Genomic DNA, 16,914 nt, shown 5'->3' with positions numbered 1-16,914 from the left:
CGTTCCGACCTCATTGAGAAGGCGGAGGCGTGGGGGGGCCGCGCGCCTTCACTTCAGGTGTGGGTCTCCCGTATGCCACAGAGTCTCGTTAAATTCATGTAAACTAAGTATTTATTGACAGTCCGGGCCCCTGCCATTGGAACAACAACCCGCCAATCTATTGGCAGGTGTGATGACAGGTGGGCGGAGGGCCTGTATCCAGGGGGCATGACGCAGAGCACGCCAGAAGGTGTGGACACGCGAGGCTTCCGGGATGCCATGGCCCGGTGGGCCAGCGGCGTGGCCGTGGTGGCGATACGGGACACCGAAGGCCTGCGGGCGACGACGGTGAGCTCCTTCAGCTCCCTGTCGCTGGAGCCGCCGCTGGTGGTGGTGGCGTTGTCGGATGCGTCCCGCACCTTGAAGCGGGTGGAAGCCTCCGGTGTCTTCTCGCTCAGCATCCTGTCCGCAGCACAACGTTCCATCTCCGTGCGGTGCGCGAAGGGTGAGTTGGATGCGCAGCTCTTCGACGCGGACGCCTTCGTGCGGGACAGCCTGGTGGGGCTGTCATGCCAGGTCCATGGCCTGCACCGTCACGGTGACCACACGCTGATTGTCGGCCGCGTCACACGTGTTCATGAGGGACGTCCGCAGGAGCCCCTTCTTTATTGGGCGCGGGGCTATCGAACCGTGACCTCTCTGCCGCCGTCTGATAGCGATGGCGCCTGACCTCTCACACCGAAAGGAAACGACCATGCCGTTCACGTTGCCTGATCTGCCTTACAAGAAGGACGCCCTCGCGCCGCACATGAGCGCGGAGACGCTCGAGTTCCACCACGACAAGCACCACGCCGCCTACGTCAACAACCTGAACAAGCTCCTGGACGGCAAGCCGGAGGCGAACAAGTCGTTGGAGGAGGTCATCCTCAGCAGCGACGGTGGCGTGTTCAACAACGCCGCGCAGGTGTGGAATCACACCTTCTTCTGGCAGTGCATGAAGCCCGCTGGCGGCGGCAAGCCGACCGGTGAGCTCGCGGCGGCCATTGACCGTGACTTCGGCTCCTTCGACAAGTTCAAGGAGGAGTTCTCCACCGCCGCGGCCACGCAGTTCGGCTCGGGCTGGGCCTGGCTGGTGCTGGAGGGCGGCAAGCTCAAGGTCACCAAGACGGGCAACGCGGACCTGCCGATGAAGCACGGCCAGAAGGCCCTGCTGACCATCGACGTGTGGGAGCACGCGTATTACATCGACTACCGGAACGCGCGTCCGAAGTTCATCGAGACGTTCCTGACGCACCTGGTGAACTGGGACTTCGTGGCCCAGAACTTCAAGGGCTAGGTCGCACCGCACGCCCCCGCACGGCGTCCAGCGCTGGCCTGGGCGGCCTCGGAGGTCATTCGAGGCCGCTCAACGCAATCCGCCCCTCAGCTCCCACGCGGAGCACCACCTGGGGCGGAGCGCTGGTGGCCTGAGCCGCCAACCACCGCGCCAGGGGCGCGACCACCTGTTGCTCCACAGCGCGCTTGAGAGGCCTGGCCCCATAGCGTGCGTCGAAGCCGGTGCGCGCCAGGTGCTTCACTACGTCCTCGCCGAAGGTCACCTTCACGCCCCGGCGACTGAGCCCCTCGCGAGAGAGGGCCGCCTCCAACGCGCGCCGGGCGAGTGATTCAATGACGTCCTCTGTGAGCGCGCGGTAGGGCACCACCCGGTCCAACCGGTTCAGCAGCTCCGGCCGGAAGAAGGCCGCCGCGGCCCCCAGGTAGTGCGCCGCCCGCTCCAGGGCGCCGCGCTCCCCGAATCCCAGCGAGCGCCCCGCGCTGTCCGCGCCCAGGTTGCTGGTGAGCAGCACCACGGTGTTGCGGAAGCTGACGGTGCGGCCGGTGGCATCCGTGAGCCGGCCTTCGCCGAGCACCTGCAACAGCAGGTCATGGACGCCCGCGTCCGCTTTTTCGATTTCGTCCAGCAGCACCACGCCGAAGGGCTGCTCGCGGACGCGCCGCGCCAGGCTGCCTTGTTGGCCTCCCGCTTCTCCCACCAGCCGGGTGGCGCTGCCAGGCGCGGCGTACTCCGCCATGTCGAAGCGCGCCAGCCGGGCCACGTCGCCAAACAGGTACTCCGCCAGCGCGAGCGCCGACTCCGTCTTGCCCACGCCAGTGGGACCCAGCAGCAGGAAGGCGCCCAGCGGACGCGAGGGGTCCGCCAGGCCCGTCTTCAGCGTGACGACCAGGTTGCGCAGGAGGAGGGTGGCCTCGTCCTGGCCCACCACGCGCTCGCGGAAGCGGCGGAGCAGGGCATCCGGGTCCAACCGGATGGCGGAGTCCACCAGCTCGAGCGGGTACCCGGTCCGGGTGCAGAAGGCGCGCGTCACCGAAGCGGCGTTCACTTCTCCGGCCGCGCCGTGCTCCGTGCTGGCGGCGCGCAGCAGGGACACCGCACCTCCGGGCGAAGGGCCCGAGCCGAAGCGTTCCGTGAGTTCGCCAGCGCGGTCCAACGCGTCGGGCGTGAAGCGCACCTTGCGAGCCCGGCCCACCCGATGCGCGGCCTGCTGAATCGCGGTGCGTGCGGCCTGGGCCGAAAGGGGCGCCACGGCGATGTGCCGGAGCGATTGCAGGAACGCGGCGTGGGTCCGCTCCGCGCGGGCCACGTCCTCCGGTGTTGCCTCCAGGACGAGTGAGACCTCGCCACTTTCCAATGCGGGTAGCAACTGACGCGCCACATCCAGCCCCGTGTCGCCGCTACCCAGGGACAGCAGCTCCGACAGGCTGTCGAGGTGCAGAACGGCCCGGCGAACACGCAGGGCCTCCACCATGTGCTTCACGCGCTCCTGCCACTGCCCCAGGTAGCGCATGCCCGCCATGATGCGGCCTCCGGAGGAGCTGAAGACCTCCAACCCGTGAAGCGGCGAACCCGTGGTGGCCGCCTCCGCGCGTTGCACGAGTTCATGAACCAGGGCCGTCTTGCCCACGGACGACGGGCCCACCAGGAGGACGCTGGCTCGGGTGCGCGAGGTGACGGCCTCCGCGAGCCGGGACACCTCCAGGTCCCGTTCCCAGGCGCGTTCCAGCAAACCCGCGCGTGCTTCCTCATTGAGACACCGGCTGGCTTCCGCGAGCCCCGGTGGTGGCGCCTGGCGCCGCTGCGGCTTCGCGGCATCGAGAGCGCGGGCACGCGGCGTGTCCCGGAAGCGGACCGGCACCGACAGCGTCTCTACTTGTTCCTCGCCCACGTAGGCCAGCGAGTGCAGCCGGTCGAGCGACGCGAGATAGAGCTCATGACGGACCATCTCCTCGACGAAGGGCTCCAGGTCCGCCGCATCGTGCAGCGTGCCCTTGACGTCCACGCGGGGCACCCACACTCGTAGGGTTTGGCGCGCCGGTGCTCCCTTGCGTGCGGTGCGGGCCTTCACCCCGTGCGTGAGCACGGTGAGGCGCAGGGGGACGGACAGCATCTTCCCGTGTTCGAGCGCGCGCACCGTCAGCGTCGTCTTCCGCTGGCGCAAATCGCTCCAGTGGGTCTCCTCGTCCCAGAGCTCTCCTCGCTTGAGGAGCCGCCCCACCACCGCCGCGATGTCGAGCCTCGCGGCGTGCAGCGTCGGCGCGAAGGCCGCCAGGTGCGGGTGGGTGAGGACGTGCGCCGCCACGCCCAGCCCGGGATAGGTGCGCACGAAGAGGTGGACGTTCTTTTCCATGTCAGTCGTGTCCCTGGCTGGGTTCCCGGAGCACCCTCGCGGCCCATGCGAGCGCCTCCCTGGGGCGGCGTCCGTTCGCGACGTGCGTGAGTTCGGTCGAGTCGTGGGGCCGTCCAGTCGTGACACCCTCGCGGCCACGCAGGATGACGTGGCTGGCCGCGCCCACTGACGCGACGCCGCTCCTACGGGCTTCGCGTTCGCGGACGACTGCCTCATCCCATGCCGCCATCACGCGCGGCACGTCCTCGAGACTCCCCACGTCTTCGGACAGGTGCTCCAGGCGGACCAGGACCTGGCGCGGCCCATCGCCATGGACGAGGTCCACCAGCGCATAGCCTCGAAGGGGCGCCAGCACCTCACGCAGGCCGATGGCCGACATCCGCACGGCGACACGCCGAAGCACCAGGTCCTCGGACCGCTCGTCTCCGGACCGGAACCACTCGGTGCGCCCGTCGGCGTGGACGGCTTCCAGGTACATCGTCGACTCCCCGAGCGCGCTGGGGAGGGAGTGGGCCACGGTCCACACCGCGGATGGCGTCGCGTCGCCGAGCCCCTCCACCAACACCGTCACGACGTCCGTCCCCCGTGCCAGGTGCGTGAGCTGATGTTCGACCCAGGCGGTCTCGTCGCGAAGGGCCAACACCCGGGGCTGTGCGCGGCGGAGCTGTTCTTCGTTCGAGACGTGCAGCGGGCGCTCCTCATACGCAGGGCGCTGCCGCAGGCCCAGGTGGCCCACATGACTCGAGCGCGAAGTCAGCATCTGCTTCACGGCGGACTCTGGCGACTGCGCGTCCTGGAAGTCGCGCGGGACCAGCTCGTAGTCGCGGATGTCCGTGGCCTCGAGTGCCAGTCGGTGCAGTCGCTCCGCCAGTTCTCCCGCCTCGGGCACCTCCTTCGTCATCAACGCCTCCAGCCGCGAGCCGGTCTCCTCGAGCAGGCGGGAAACCTCCGCCAGGCTCCATGCAGAGGCGGGCCGCTCGGGTGCCCACGCAGGCGCGTTGACCAGCACCTCCACCGACACGCGCATGTCGTTGCCGTCCCGTAGCAGCTCCACGCGCGCCAGGTCGTCCGCGCTCCGCCGCACCAGGTGGTGGGCCAGGGGCAACGTGAGGCGCTTCTCCAATGCGCGCTTGAGGGGGCGGGCTCCGTAGCGCGGGTCGTAGGCCTCCTCCACCAGCAGGTCCAGCAGGCGCGGCTCGACCTCCACCAGCACGTTGCCCTGCCGGATGCCATGGCGCGACAGCAGGGCTTCGAGCGCGAGGTCCACCACCACGCGCAGCGCGGCGGGCGTGAGCGGACGGAAGGGCACCACCCGGTCCAGCCGGTTGAAGAACTCCGGGCGGAACCAGGCACGCACGGCGGAGAGGTAGTGCGCCTCCGCGCTGTCCGCGGCGCGGTGGAAGCCGGTGTGAGTGACGGCCTCGCGCACGCCGAGGTTGCTCGTGAGCACGACGACGGACTGCCGGGCATCCACCGTGCGTCCCGCTCCGTCCGTCAGCCGTCCCTCACCAAGGAACTGGAGGAGGGCGTCGAACACGCGGGGATGGGCCTTCTCCACCTCGTCGAACAGCACCACGCAGAAGGGCTGGGTGCGCAGCGCGGTGGTCAGCTCACCGTCGGGCGCGCCGGGCCGCCCGAGCAGCCGGGTGATGCTGGAGGACGTGACGAACTCCGACATGTCGAAACGGATGAGCCGCTGCTCTCCGCCGAAGAGCGTCCGCGCGAGCGCCTTCGCCGTCTCCGTCTTGCCCACGCCCGTGGGGCCCACGAAGAGGTAGGTGGCCAGAGGCTTGTCGGACGGCTGGAGCGCGGACTGCAACGTGAGGATGGCGTCCACCACGGCTTCCACGGCTTCGGGCTGGCCCGCCACCTGCCGCTGCATCTCCCACGTCAGCGCTTCGCGCTTCTTCGGCTCGGCGCTACCCAGGATGAAGTCCGGTAGGCCCGTCTGCTCCCGCATCGCGTCGATGACGTCCCCCGACGAAAAGCGCCGGGTGCCCGAGGTGCTGGTGCCCTGTCGGGCCATGACCCGGCGGAGCAGACGGACGGCCTTGCCCGGGAACGCCTCGTGCGACACGAAGCGCTCCTGCAAGGAGAGCAGGGTCTCCAGCGCCAGCGGCGAGAGCCGGACCGCGCTGTCCGTGCCTTCCGCCTCCAGTTCGCGCACGGTGCCGAGGAGCGCGGGCAGCGTGGCACGCGCATCCATCGCGGGGACGTGGATGACCCGGAAGAGCGAGGCGAGGGTTGGGGCTTCTTCCCGCACGCGCTCGAAGCGCTCGGGCGTGGACTCGGCGAGCACGGTGAGCTCGCCCCGGGCCATGTGGGGCTCCAGGAACTGCGCGACGTTGGTGCGCTCATTGCGCGTGCGGCCCGCGTAGACGAGCGAGGCCAGGTCGTCCACGTAGAGCAGGTCGCCGACCTCCATCAGCTCCTTCACCACGCCCCGCGCGCGGGCCTCCCACTGGCCCACGTACATCATGCCGGCGATGAACTGGTTGCCGTCCACGCGCCACACGTCGCGACGTACGCCCGCGGCGTCCTGCCGGGCCGTGAGCCGGCTCACCGCTTCATGAATCAGGGCCGTCTTGCCCGCGCCAGGTGGACCCACCAGCACCAGCGCGGAGCCTTCGCGGCCTTCGAGCGCCTCCACGAGCTCGCGAACCAGCGCCTCCCGGCCGAAGCAACGCTCCAGCGTGCCGTCTCGGGCACCGTGGCTCAGGTTGCGCGCCACGGCCCGGAGCTCCACCAAGGTGAGGCGCCGCCGGTTGCGCCGTTGCTCCCGCTGCTCTGGCGTTTCGGGCGCGGTGTCTTCCTTCTCCGGGTTCTTCGGCCGGCGGCGTCGCGCGGGCTGAGCCGGTCGCGGCGGCGTGCGCGGGAGGACGGAGGGAGCATAGGCATCCACCTCCAGGAGCTCCAGTTGCTCCCGGCCCTGGGCCCAGTGCGCGTCCAGGGAGTCCAGGTTGTGTTCCAGACACCATGCCACCAGCCGTCGCGCGAGCGCCTGGGGCAGGTCCGCGGGCTGGTTCAGCGCGAAGCGCGCGGCGGGGAGCCGGGTGGGGGTGACGACCCAGAAGGTGTCACGGGGCCACTTCTCCAGCAGCACGGACATGGTGCCCTGAAGGACGACGCGCCGGTTCTTCTCCCGGTCCCTCCCTTCCGCATCGACGGTGACGCGCTTCAGGGCGAAGTGGGGTGGAAGTTGGTACTGCGCCACCTGGGAGGGCGACTCGCGCTCGAAGCGCTCCATGACGGCGAGCGCGAGTTCGTCTCGCAGCATGGAGAGGCTGGGCCCCACCTTGTGCAGCGCCGGAAAGAAGGCGGGCACCCAGGCCTCGACGAGCCGGCCGCTGAGCGGGGCCACCACGAAGGGAAGCTTCAGGTCCATGTCGTCAGTCCTCGTCCCGGGTGTTGAAGACGCGCCACTGCATCCAGGGCTCCAGCAGGGGCTCCAGGTCTGGCCCCTCCAGACCGAAGCGCTGCTGCACCCCGGTGCGAAGGTCAGTCAGCGTCCCCTGGCCGGAACCGCTGCTCGACAGGCGCACCTGACGGACCTCGTTTTTCGGCAGCTGCTTCTGCAACGTCTCCCGGGAGGAGAGGTCGAACAGCGAGAGGGGCCGCGGCTCGAAGTACGCATGCACCATCGAAATCTGACTGCCTTCGATGAAGCGATGCAGGCCGTGCTCGCCAGCGAGCAGCAGGGCGTGGGGACCGCCCTTGACTTGAATCGCATAGGCGACCGGCTGTACGACGAGCTTGTCGAAGTCCTCACCGTCGGCCCACCGCCATTGCGGCGGCGGAGGGGTGCGATGGGCTTTCTCGCCGGCCTTGCGCTCGGGGACGGCGAGCAGGCCTCGCCGCTTCTCCAAGGACTCCTTCTGGGCCCACCCTTCATAGGCGGTGGCGAGCATGCGTGCCTGCCTCCACGCGCCGCGACCTGGTACCAGGTAGAGGGTCGCGCCATGTGACGGGGGAAAGAGGGAGGAGTAGATGCGTTGCCGGATGCGCGCGAAGGCCGCCTTCACCTGGCTCACCTCGCGGCTCAGGGACTCCACTTGATCCACGGTCCTGGACAGGTGGGCCTCGAAGAGCAGGTCCTCGATGGCCTCCGCCTGCTGGGCGCACTCCCGAAGCGACTGTTCTAGCGCTCGCGCCTCCGACGACTTGCGCGAGTTTTCTTCGGCCAGGGCCCGCTCCTCCCAGTACGCGGTGTGCCGGGAGACCTTGTCGAAGACGGCCAGGACGCGGCGCAGGGAGTGCATGGGCGCGCAGCGGCTCCAACGCTGGACCTCCGCGCGCACGGTGGCTGCTTCCTCGAGGATCCGCTCGATGGCCTCCCGGCCCCCGCCCTCGGCGGCGCCGCCCAGGGACTCGGCGCGCAGTTCGAGTCCCGTGGTTCCCGCGTCCACCGTGAGGCTCGCCGGCCCCATGCGGGGATGCGCCGCGAGCCAGTCCGCCACGGGGACCACCAGCTCGCGCTCCAGCGCGCGCTTCAAGGGGCGGGCGCCATACCGCGCGTCGAAACCTCGCAGGGCCAGCCAGTCCTGGGCGGCGGGGGTGACCTCCAGCAGGGCATTGTGGAGCGAGAGGCCTGGACGGCGGCACACGGCTTCAAGCTCGCGGACTACCAGCCGGCGCAGCAGCGGGGCGGACAGCGGCGAGAAGACGACCACGTCGTCCATGCGGTTGAACATCTCCGGCCGGAAGAAGCGCTGCACCTCGGAGAGGTAGTGCGCGCGCAGGGATGCCATGTCCGGGGCACCTCCCGACGCATCGAAGCCCACGCGGGCGCGCAGGGTGTCCGCGCCCAGGTTGCTGGTGAGGATGATGAGGGCGTTGCGGAAGTCCGTGAAGCGCCCGGAGGCATCGGTGAGGCGGCCTTCGCCCAAGACGCCCAGCAGCGCATCGTGAACGGCGGGGTGGGCCTTCTCCACCTCGTCCAGCAGCACCACGCAGAAGGGCTGCCGGCGCACCTCCGAGGTGAGGTAGCCCGGCGTCTCCCCGTCTCCCATCAACCGCAGCAGGGCGTCCGGACCGGCGTACTCACCCATGTCCAGGCGGACCATGCGCTCCTTCGCACCGAAGAGCAGCTCCGCCAGCGCCTTGGACAGCTCCGTCTTGCCCACGCCGGTGGGGCCCACGAAGAGCAGCACTCCCAGCGGGCGCCGCACGTCGGACATGCCGGCCTTGAGGACGGATACCACCGAGGCCGCGCGCTCCACGGCGGCGTCCTGCCCCATCACTCGCGAGGCCAGGAAGTCGCGCACGTGTGCGGACGCCAGCGGTTGGTCGTCCCGGAGCAGGTGCTCGGGGATGCCGGATTCCGAGGCGAACTGGCGGATGGCCTCCAGCCGGGTGACGGAGGTGCGCGAGGCTTGGGCACACGACGCCAGCAGCCGGCGCACGAAGGCCACGGTGTTGCCCACCTGGGCGCCGTAGGGCAGGAAGCGGCGGCACAGGAAGCGCGCCTCGTCGAGCGCGTCGGGGTGGACTTGCATCGCGGCGGCCAAGGCGTCGTCCTCCGCCACCTTGGAGACGATGCGGCCGAGCGCATCGGGCGTGGGCTCCGCGACGCGCACCACCGAGAAGAGCCGGGCGAAGCTGGTGTTGCGCTGCTCCACCTGGGCCCAGGTCTCCTCCGTGGCCTCGGCCACGACGGTCACGTCACGTGCCGCGAGGAGCGGGAGCAGCAGCTGGGCCACGTTCTGGTCACTGTGGGCGCTCTTGCCCGCGTCGAGGAGCTCCACGGCATGGCCCAGGGACAGCAGGGCCCGGGCCTCGGTGGCCTCACGGAAGGCGCGCAGCACCTGCTGTTGCCAGTCTCCGATGAAGCCCTCGCCCGCGATGAGCCGGCTTCCGTCGAGGAAGTAGAACGGGCGGGCGCGCTCGGCCTCGGTGGCGGTGGGGGCGCGCAGCGACTGGGCGAGCGCGTGGAGCACCGACGTCTTGCCCACGCCCGAAGGCCCCACCAGGACCACCGGTTCGGCGTCTTTGGCCGCGAGCCGGGTCCGGAGCAGGGTGACCAGCGCATCCTGCTCGTAGGCCGCGTCGAGCTGCCCTTCCTGCGCGAGCCGGTGCCAGGCCACGCCGACGCTGTCCAGGGTGGGCGTAGGCGGCGGCTTCGCGGGCGCCTCACCCGGGCCCCGATGCGCGGTGCGGCGGCGTGGCTCCCAGCTGTCCAGGTCCAGCGCCTCCGTGTCTTCGTCCTCGTCGTCCTCTTGCGTGTCGTCCCCCAGGTCGGCGGGAGCGTCCGGAGGGCGCGGCGGTGGACGAATGTCCCGGTGCAGCTCGCGAGGCGTGAGGTCCGACAGGGCTACGGGGTTCGCCCGCACTTCGATTTCCAGCAGGGACTCGGGGCCATCCGGGCGCAGGGCAAGGCGCTCCGAGTCGGACATTCCCTCCAGGCGGTCTCCCAGCAACTCCTGGGCCTCGGCGGGGAGTGTCTTGCCCTGGAACCAGTGGTGGCTGTTGAGGCGTGGCGCATGGAGGCCCAGGAAGGCATTGAGCGTGGGGGCCACCACGGCGGACAGCGTCAGCGGCGCGAAGTGAGTCTCCTCGGCGCCCCAGACGGGAATCGCGGGCAGCTCCACCGTTTCGAGCGCCCCTCCGATGGGAGCGATGAACTCCGGCACGCGCCGCGGGTGGACGCGGGAGAGTTGGTCGTCCAGCGCGAGCGTCAGCTCCTCGGTGGCGGCCTCCAGCGAGTCCGCGTGCACCGCGAGACGGCGCAGCGCCAGCGGCGTGAGCGTCACCCGGCCGCTGACGTGCCGCTGCAACCAGCATTGAAAACGGAAGTTCATGGGTGAGGGCTCGGGTGAAAACGGTGCCGTGCGTGACGGCAGGAGCCCTCGGGAGCTGACTGGACCCGCTCAGACGCGGGGCGAGCATGAGGGAGTCATGGGACTTCTGGGGGAAGGCGAGGGGCGTTCCTGGAGGGCTCGGGCGGTCGCGTTGACAGCGCCGCGGGTGCCGGGGCATCGTGTGGGGACTGATGACGCGCTCGACCCACCAGACGTGTTGCTGCTGTTCGGCATCCGCGGTGGGCGTCCGTCCGCCAGTGGCCTGAGTGCCCTGGCTGAGCTGTTTCCGGAAAGCCCACTGCCCGCGAGGGAGTGGGCTTTTGACTTTCTCGCGTGGCCCCCTGCTTCACCCTGAGGTCCCGCATGGAACGTCTCGCGCTGTTGCGCGCCAGGAACTGGATGCCGTTGGCCCTGCTGCTGACCGTGGCGGGCTGTTCGCGCTCCTCCAGTGATGCGCTACCCGACGGGACGGTGACGTTGCTCAACGTCTCCTATGACCCCACGCGGGAGCTCTACGAGGACCTCAACGGGGCCTTCGCGAAGCACTGGGCGGCCACGCGTGGCCAGCAGGTGTCCATCCAGCAGTCCCACGGGGGCTCCGGCAAGCAGGCCCGGTCCGTCATCGAAGGACTGCGGGCGGACGTGGTGACGCTGGCGCTCGCGTACGACGTGGACATGCTGCACGAGAAAGCGCAGCTCCTTCCGGCGGACTGGCAGGCACGGCTGCCTCACAACAGCGCGCCGTATACGTCCACCATCGTCTTCGTGGTGCGCCAGGGCAATCCCAAGGCCATCCGTGACTGGGACGACCTGGTGCGCGAGGACGTCACCGTCATCACCCCGAACCCGAAGACGTCGGGCGGCGCGCGGTGGAACTACCTGGCCGCGTGGGGACAGGCGCTGAGAGGCGAGGGCGGTAGCGAGGCCCGGGCCCAGGCGTACGTGGAGAAGCTGTTCCGCAACGTGCCGGTGCTCGACTCGGGCGCGAGGGGCGCCACCACCACCTTCGCCGAGCGGGGCCTGGGGGACGTGCTCCTCGCATGGGAGAACGAGGCCTTCCTCCTCACTCGCGAGGTGGGGCAGGCGCGTTTCGAGGTCATCATTCCCTCGGTGAGCATCCTCGCCGAGCCGCCCGTCGCCGTGGTGGACCACAACGTGGACCGCAAGGGCACTCGGGCCGTGGCGGAGGCGTACCTGGCGTACCTCTATTCGGACGAGGGCCAGGAGATCGCGGCGCGGCACCACTTCCGGCCGCGCTCGGAGGTCGTGGCCGCGAGGCATGCGTCCGACTTCCCCGGGTTGAAGCGCCTCACGCTGGCGGAAGTCGCGGGCGACTGGCGGCGGGCGCAGGCCACGCACTTCGCCGACGGCGGCCTCTTCGACCGCATCTACGCGCCCCGCGCGGACTGAGGACACCCCGCCATGTCCCATCCTACTCGCCACCGGGTGCTCCCGGGGTTCCGTCTGTCGCTGGGCTTCAGTTGGTTCTACCTGGGCCTCATCGTCCTCATTCCGCTCTCCAGCCTCTTCCTGCGGACCTTCTCCCTGAGCTGGGAGGAGTTCTGGGGCACCGTGACGACGCCGCGCGCGCTCGCCGCGTACCGGCTCAGCTTCGGGGCCTCGTTGGCCGCCGCGCTCGCCAACGTCGTCTTCGGCCTGCTGGTGGCTTGGGTACTGGTGCGCTACCGCTTCCCCGGCCGCGACGTGCTGGAGTCCCTGGTGGACCTGCCCTTCGCGCTGCCCACCGCCGTGGCCGGGCTCACGCTCACGACGCTGTTCTCCGCGAAGGGCTGGTACGGCCAGTACCTCGAAGCGCTGGGACTCAAGGTGGCCTACACGTCCGTGGGGGTGGCCATCGCGCTGACGTTCATCGGGTTGCCCTTCGTGGTGCGCACCGTGCAACCCGTGCTGGAGGACATCGACGTGGACGTGGAGGAGGCCGCGGCCACGTTGGGCTCCTCTCCGTGGCAGACCTTCCGACGCGTCCTCTTCCCCGCGCTCTTCCCCGCGCTGCTCAGCGGCTTCACGCTGGCCTTCGCCCGCGCGCTGGGTGAGTACGGCTCCGTCGTCTTCATCTCCGGCAACATGCCGCTGCGCACGGAGATTGTCCCGCTGCTCATCATCACCCGGCTGGAGCAGTACGACTACGCGGGGGCGACGGCCATCGCCATTGTCATGCTGGGGGCGTCCTTCTCACTGCTGCTGGCCGTCAACCTGCTCCATCGCTGGAGCCAGCGTCGGCTGGAAGCCCGGCCGGGAGCGTGAGCGCCATGCATCCGTCCACCCTTGTCTTGCGCCGAAGCGCGCGCAGTCTGAGCGGTCCGGCGTTCGTCCGTTGGGGGCTCATCGGCGCGGCGGTGCTGCTGCTGGGCGTCTTCCTCATCGTCCCGCTGGTGGCCGTCTTCACCTTCGCCTTCCAGAAGGGCTGGGAGGCCTACGTCTCCGCCCTGACGCACCCGACGGCGCTGGCGGCCATGCGGCTGACGCTGCTGGCCGCGGCCATCGCCGTGCCCTTCAACCTCGTCTTCGGCCTGGCCGCGTCGTGGCTCATCGCGCGGTTCCAATTCCGGGGACGCTCGTTGTTGATGACGCTCATCGACCTGCCCTTCAGCGTGTCACCCGTCATCGCGGGGCTCATCTTCGTGCTGCTCTTCGGCCGGCAGGGCTGGCTGGGGCCGTGGCTCCTGGACCACGACGTCCGCGTCATCTTCGCCGTGCCCGGCATCGTCCTGGCCACGGTGTTCGTCACCTTCCCCTTCGTCGCACGCGAGGTGCTGCCAGTGATGGAGGCCCAGGGCAGCGACGAAGAAGAGGCTGCGCTGACGCTGGGCGCGAGCGGCTGGCGCACCTTTCTGGTCGTCACGCTGCCGAAGGTGAAGTGGGGCGTGCTGTACGGCGTCATCCTCTGCAACGCGCGAGCAATGGGGGAGTTCGGCGCCGTGTCCGTGGTGTCCGGCCACGTGCGCGGAGTGACGACGACGCTGCCGCTGCACGCGGAGATTCTCTACAACGAGTACGACCTGGCCGGCGCGTTCGCCGTGGCGTCGCTGCTGACGCTGCTCGCGCTCGTGACGTTGGTGGTGAAGAAGTTCGTGGAGTGGAGGAGTCAGCCGTCATGAGCATCGTCGTCGAACAGCTCGCCCGCCGGTTCAATCGGGGTGGCAGTCCCGCCGTGTCCAGGGTGTCCTTCCAGGCCCCCGAGGGGGCCATCACCTCGCTGCTGGGACCGTCCGGCGCGGGCAAGTCCACGCTGCTGCGGCTCATCGCCGGGCTGGAGATTCCCGACGAGGGCCGTGTCCTCATCGACGGCGTGGACAGCACGCAGATGCCCGTGCAGCAGCGTGGCGTGGGGGTGGTCTTCCAGAGCTACGCGCTCTTCAAGCACCTCACGGTCCGGCAGAACGTGGCCTTTGGCCTGGAGGTCCGGCGCGTTCCCAAGGCGGAGCGCGAGGCCCGTGTGGAGGAGATGCTCCGCATGGTGCAACTGGAGCACCTGGGCGGCCGCTATCCCGGCCAGCTCTCCGGCGGGCAGCGGCAGCGTGTGGCCTTCGCGCGCGCCCTGGCCATCCGCCCCCGCGTGCTGCTGCTGGACGAGCCCTTCGGCGCGCTGGACACGCGGGTGCGCGAGGAGCTTCGAGAATGGCTCCATGCCTTGCACGAGCGCACGCGGTTGACGACGCTGCTGGTGACGCACGATCAGCAGGAGGCCTTGGAGATTTCCCAGCACGTGGTGGTGCTGAGCGAGGGCTGCGTGGCCCAGGCGGGCTCTCCCGCGGACATCTACGACCGGCCCGCGTCCCCCTTCGTCGCCTCATTCATTGGAGGCGCCAGCGTGCTGCGTGGCCACGTCCAGGCGGGCAGGGCGGCCATGGGGGCGCTGTCCGTGACGGCTCCCGCCGCCGCGCGCGAAGGCGAACCGGTGCATGCCTTTGTCCGTCCGCATGACATCAAGCTGGCGAAGGCGTTCGCGGGCGCGGCGAGCGCGTCCACCACCACCGGCCGCGTCGAGCGGCTCAAACCGGTGGGAGGCTACGTGAAGGTGTTCCTCCGCCTACCGAGCGGGGACGAAGTCACGGTGGAGGTGCCGCGCTCGGAGTTCGACGCGCTGGGCGTGGCGGAGGGGGACTCCGTGCGCGCCGACGTCCGGTCCGCCACCGTCTTCGTGGGGGACTACTCCATTTAGTTGAGAAGTCTTGAAAATCTAATATTTCCACTAAAGCTGCTTGTGTGGTGAGGGAGGGCGGCTATGTCCCAGGGGGGACCCCTGGAGCGAGACATGCACAAACGACACGCATTGCGTTCGATGTTGTGGGCTGCGAGCAGTCTGGCGTTGGTTGGAGGCTGTTCCCCGGAGCCGGAACTGTCCGACGCGGATGCCCTTCCCCTGGTGACGCAGGAGCAGGGCGAGCGGGCCTATGACCCAGGGCCGGGCTGGAACCTGGCGTGGCAGGACGACTTCACGGGCAACAGCCTCAACTCCGCCAACTGGACGGTGCTGACGAGCAACTTCGACCCCGTCACCAACAACTGCAACTTCGGCACGGGTGAGCTGGAGTACCCCCGCGCGCAGAACGTCACCGTCGCTGGCGGCAAGCTCATCCTCACCGCGCAGCGGACGGCGGACGCGCCGTTTGACTCACGCTGCGCGGGTTACGGGCCACGTTCGTACTACTCGGGCCGTATCCACTCGAAGGGCAAGGTGGAGCGCCGCTACGGCAAGCTGGTGGCGAGCATCAAGGTACCGTCCGGCTATGGCATGTGGCCCGCGTTCTGGACGCTGGGCGCGAACATCTCCAACGTCGGGTGGCCCCGGAGCGGCGAAATCGACATCCTCGAGTGGCACTCCAACGACGCGTCGTGGATGAAGTCCGCCGCGCACTGGTTCGCCAATGGCGCGCAGCAGAGCTGGGGCACGGGCGCGAACCGAGGGTACAGCATCGCGGACGGCTTCCACACGTACGAGGTGGAGTGGACGGCCAACCGGATGATCTTCCGCCTGGACGGCGAGATTCGCGGCAACGAGTTCGCCCACAACGAGGCGGCCTTCCAACAAAACCACTACATCCTCCTGAACCTCGCCCTGGGCGGGAACTGGTACGGCCACCCGCACCCGGACGCCATCGCGCTGCCCTGGGGCCAGACGAAGACGATGGAGGTGGAGTGGGTGCGCTGGTACCAGCCGGGGAGCACGCCGCCGCCCGCGTCACTCACCAACGCCAGCTTCGAGAACGGCATGACGGGCTGGGCGACATGGAGCCCCAACGGCACCGAGGCCGCGGACTTCAGCGAGACGTACAACGGGGGCCGCACCGGCGCCTATCACCTGACACACTGGACGAACGGCACGCCCTTCGAGGTCTGGACGTACCAGCCGGTGTCGGGCCTCGCGTCGGGCACGTACAAGGTCCGCGCGTGGGTGCGAAAGAACGGCGGGTTCGACCTGTCGCGCCTCCAGGCCAAGACGTGTGGCGAGTGCTCGCCCGTGTTCACCGACCTGGGGAACCATGGCGACTGGACGATGGTGGAGACGCCGCCCATCTCCGTGACGGGAGGCTACCTGGAGCTGGGCTTCCACACCCGCGCCACGTCGGGCAACTCCGCCAACTTCATCCACATGGATGACGTGGAGCTCATCCGCCTCTAGCTTTTTGGGCGGCAACCAAGTTCTGCGGAGTCGGGAATGCGCGTTGGGCTTCTCCCTTTGAAGAAGCTGCGGCAGACCATCGTCGGGCCGTCCTGAAGGAGGGCCCGGCGTAGAACGTGCTGCTACAGCAATTATCATGTAGGACTCTCCGTGTGGCTGCAGTAAACAACCGGTGGACGTTGTTCCTCGAGGTTTGATGGCGTACGAGGACTGTGTTCGGCGTGCGAGGCGAGGTGCTTAGGGACTGAGCTGGAGGGGCGGCTCGGTGCCGCATCCACTCCTGGGATAGCAGCTCACCGATGCGCGAGTTGGGGGGACTGCACGCGCAGCAGGACGTCGGCAAGGTACGCTTCGGGGTTGATTTGGTTGGACTCACAGGTAGCTACCAGCGCGTAGAGGCCGGCGAGGCTTATTGTCGGCCGCCTTCGTGGCCGACGAATAAAAAGGTTTTGCGGCCCAAGGCCGCCTTCCTCAACGCCGATTCCGAGCGGCTGTTGTCGAGAGGAGGGGGCTCATTCTCCACGAAGCGGGTGAGGGCCTCCCACTGGTGTCGGGCGTAGGAGACTGCCTGTCCCGCGGACTCTTGGGCGGGTGGCGCGGGGCCTGGGCTTTACGCTAGGGGCTGTCCCTGATTAGCGCAGCCAAAGAAGCATGGATGCGACGTGCAGGACGGCGAGGTAGCTAAACCGCCTCGACGAGTCCGCTAAACATGGAGCCCAGCGTGCTCGAAGAAGGAGCGGAGGACGTCGGGACGATGCTGTAGGGCACGGAATTCCTTTCGTGCCAGGCGCATGAGGTCCGAAATGGC

At 69.2% G+C, this 16,914-nt stretch carries 10 protein-coding genes and 1 pseudogene; 7 read left to right on the top strand and 4 right to left on the bottom strand.

Annotated elements, in window-relative coordinates:
* Positions 1-207 precede the first annotated feature (207 nt).
* Together F8M74_RS30055 and F8M74_RS30050 are read left to right on the top strand one after the other, a co-directional pair.
* Positions 208-708 (top strand): flavin reductase family protein, encoded by a 501-nt coding sequence (locus F8M74_RS30055; protein ID WP_141256331.1) that lies wholly within the window; start codon positions 208-210, stop codon positions 706-708.
* Between the two features lie 25 nt (positions 709-733).
* Complete coding sequence (locus F8M74_RS30050; protein WP_141256330.1) at positions 734-1,315, top strand: superoxide dismutase; 582 nt, start codon at positions 734-736, stop codon at positions 1,313-1,315.
* 55 nt (positions 1,316-1,370) lie between these two features.
* On the opposite strand, the gene F8M74_RS30045 is transcribed toward F8M74_RS30050, so the two are convergent.
* From F8M74_RS30045 to F8M74_RS30035, 3 genes are read right to left on the bottom strand one after another with little or no spacing between them, the layout of a single operon-like run.
* Positions 1,371-3,665, bottom strand: coding sequence for an AAA family ATPase (locus tag F8M74_RS30045; protein WP_141256329.1), 2,295 nt, complete (start codon positions 3,663-3,665; stop codon positions 1,371-1,373).
* 1 nt (position 3,666) lies between these two features.
* On the bottom strand, positions 3,667-7,050 hold the full coding sequence (locus F8M74_RS30040; RefSeq protein ID WP_141256328.1) for an AAA family ATPase: 3,384 nt from the start codon (positions 7,048-7,050) through the stop codon (positions 3,667-3,669).
* A gap of 4 nt (positions 7,051-7,054) precedes the next feature.
* Positions 7,055-10,462 (bottom strand): AAA family ATPase, encoded by a 3,408-nt coding sequence (locus F8M74_RS30035; protein WP_228560197.1) that lies wholly within the window; start codon positions 10,460-10,462, stop codon positions 7,055-7,057.
* A gap of 399 nt (positions 10,463-10,861) precedes the next feature.
* Here F8M74_RS30035 and F8M74_RS30030 point away from each other — a divergent pair, with 399 nt between their 5' ends.
* The 5 genes from F8M74_RS30030 (at position 10,862) to F8M74_RS30010 (ending at position 16,106) form a co-directional block, all read left to right on the top strand.
* Entirely contained in the window at positions 10,862-11,872 is a 1,011-nt protein-coding gene (locus tag F8M74_RS30030; RefSeq protein WP_141256347.1) for a sulfate ABC transporter substrate-binding protein, read from the top strand.
* A gap of 12 nt (positions 11,873-11,884) precedes the next feature.
* Positions 11,885-12,727 carry a sulfate ABC transporter permease subunit CysT gene (cysT, locus tag F8M74_RS30025; RefSeq protein WP_141256326.1) on the top strand — a complete coding sequence of 281 codons (843 nt, stop codon included), beginning with the start codon at positions 11,885-11,887 and terminating at the stop codon, positions 12,725-12,727.
* A 5-nt stretch (positions 12,728-12,732) separates the two neighbouring features.
* Positions 12,733-13,581 (top strand): sulfate ABC transporter permease subunit CysW, encoded by an 849-nt coding sequence (cysW, locus tag F8M74_RS30020; protein ID WP_141256325.1) that lies wholly within the window; start codon positions 12,733-12,735, stop codon positions 13,579-13,581.
* Positions 13,578-14,645: a sulfate/molybdate ABC transporter ATP-binding protein gene (locus F8M74_RS30015; protein WP_141256324.1), complete on the top strand. Its 1,068-nt coding sequence runs from the start codon at positions 13,578-13,580 to the stop codon at positions 14,643-14,645. The genes cysW and F8M74_RS30015 overlap by 4 nt, the downstream gene beginning before the upstream one ends.
* A 93-nt stretch (positions 14,646-14,738) precedes the next feature.
* The gene (locus F8M74_RS30010) at positions 14,739-16,106 is read left to right on the top strand and encodes a family 16 glycosylhydrolase (protein ID WP_141256323.1); all 1,368 of its coding nucleotides are present in this window, start codon (positions 14,739-14,741) and stop codon (positions 16,104-16,106) included.
* A 286-nt stretch (positions 16,107-16,392) separates the two neighbouring features.
* On the opposite strand, the pseudogene F8M74_RS38180 reads toward F8M74_RS30010, so the two are convergent.
* Positions 16,393-16,715: pseudogene (locus tag F8M74_RS38180) on the bottom strand (transposase); the annotation flags it as partial.
* Positions 16,716-16,914: the final 199 nt, after the last annotated feature.

It is taken from the genome of Myxococcus sp. CA023, from assembly GCF_010998615.1.
GTDB lineage: Bacteria > Myxococcota > Myxococcia > Myxococcales > Myxococcaceae > Myxococcus.
This window is presented reverse-complemented; position numbering and strand designations above follow the sequence as displayed.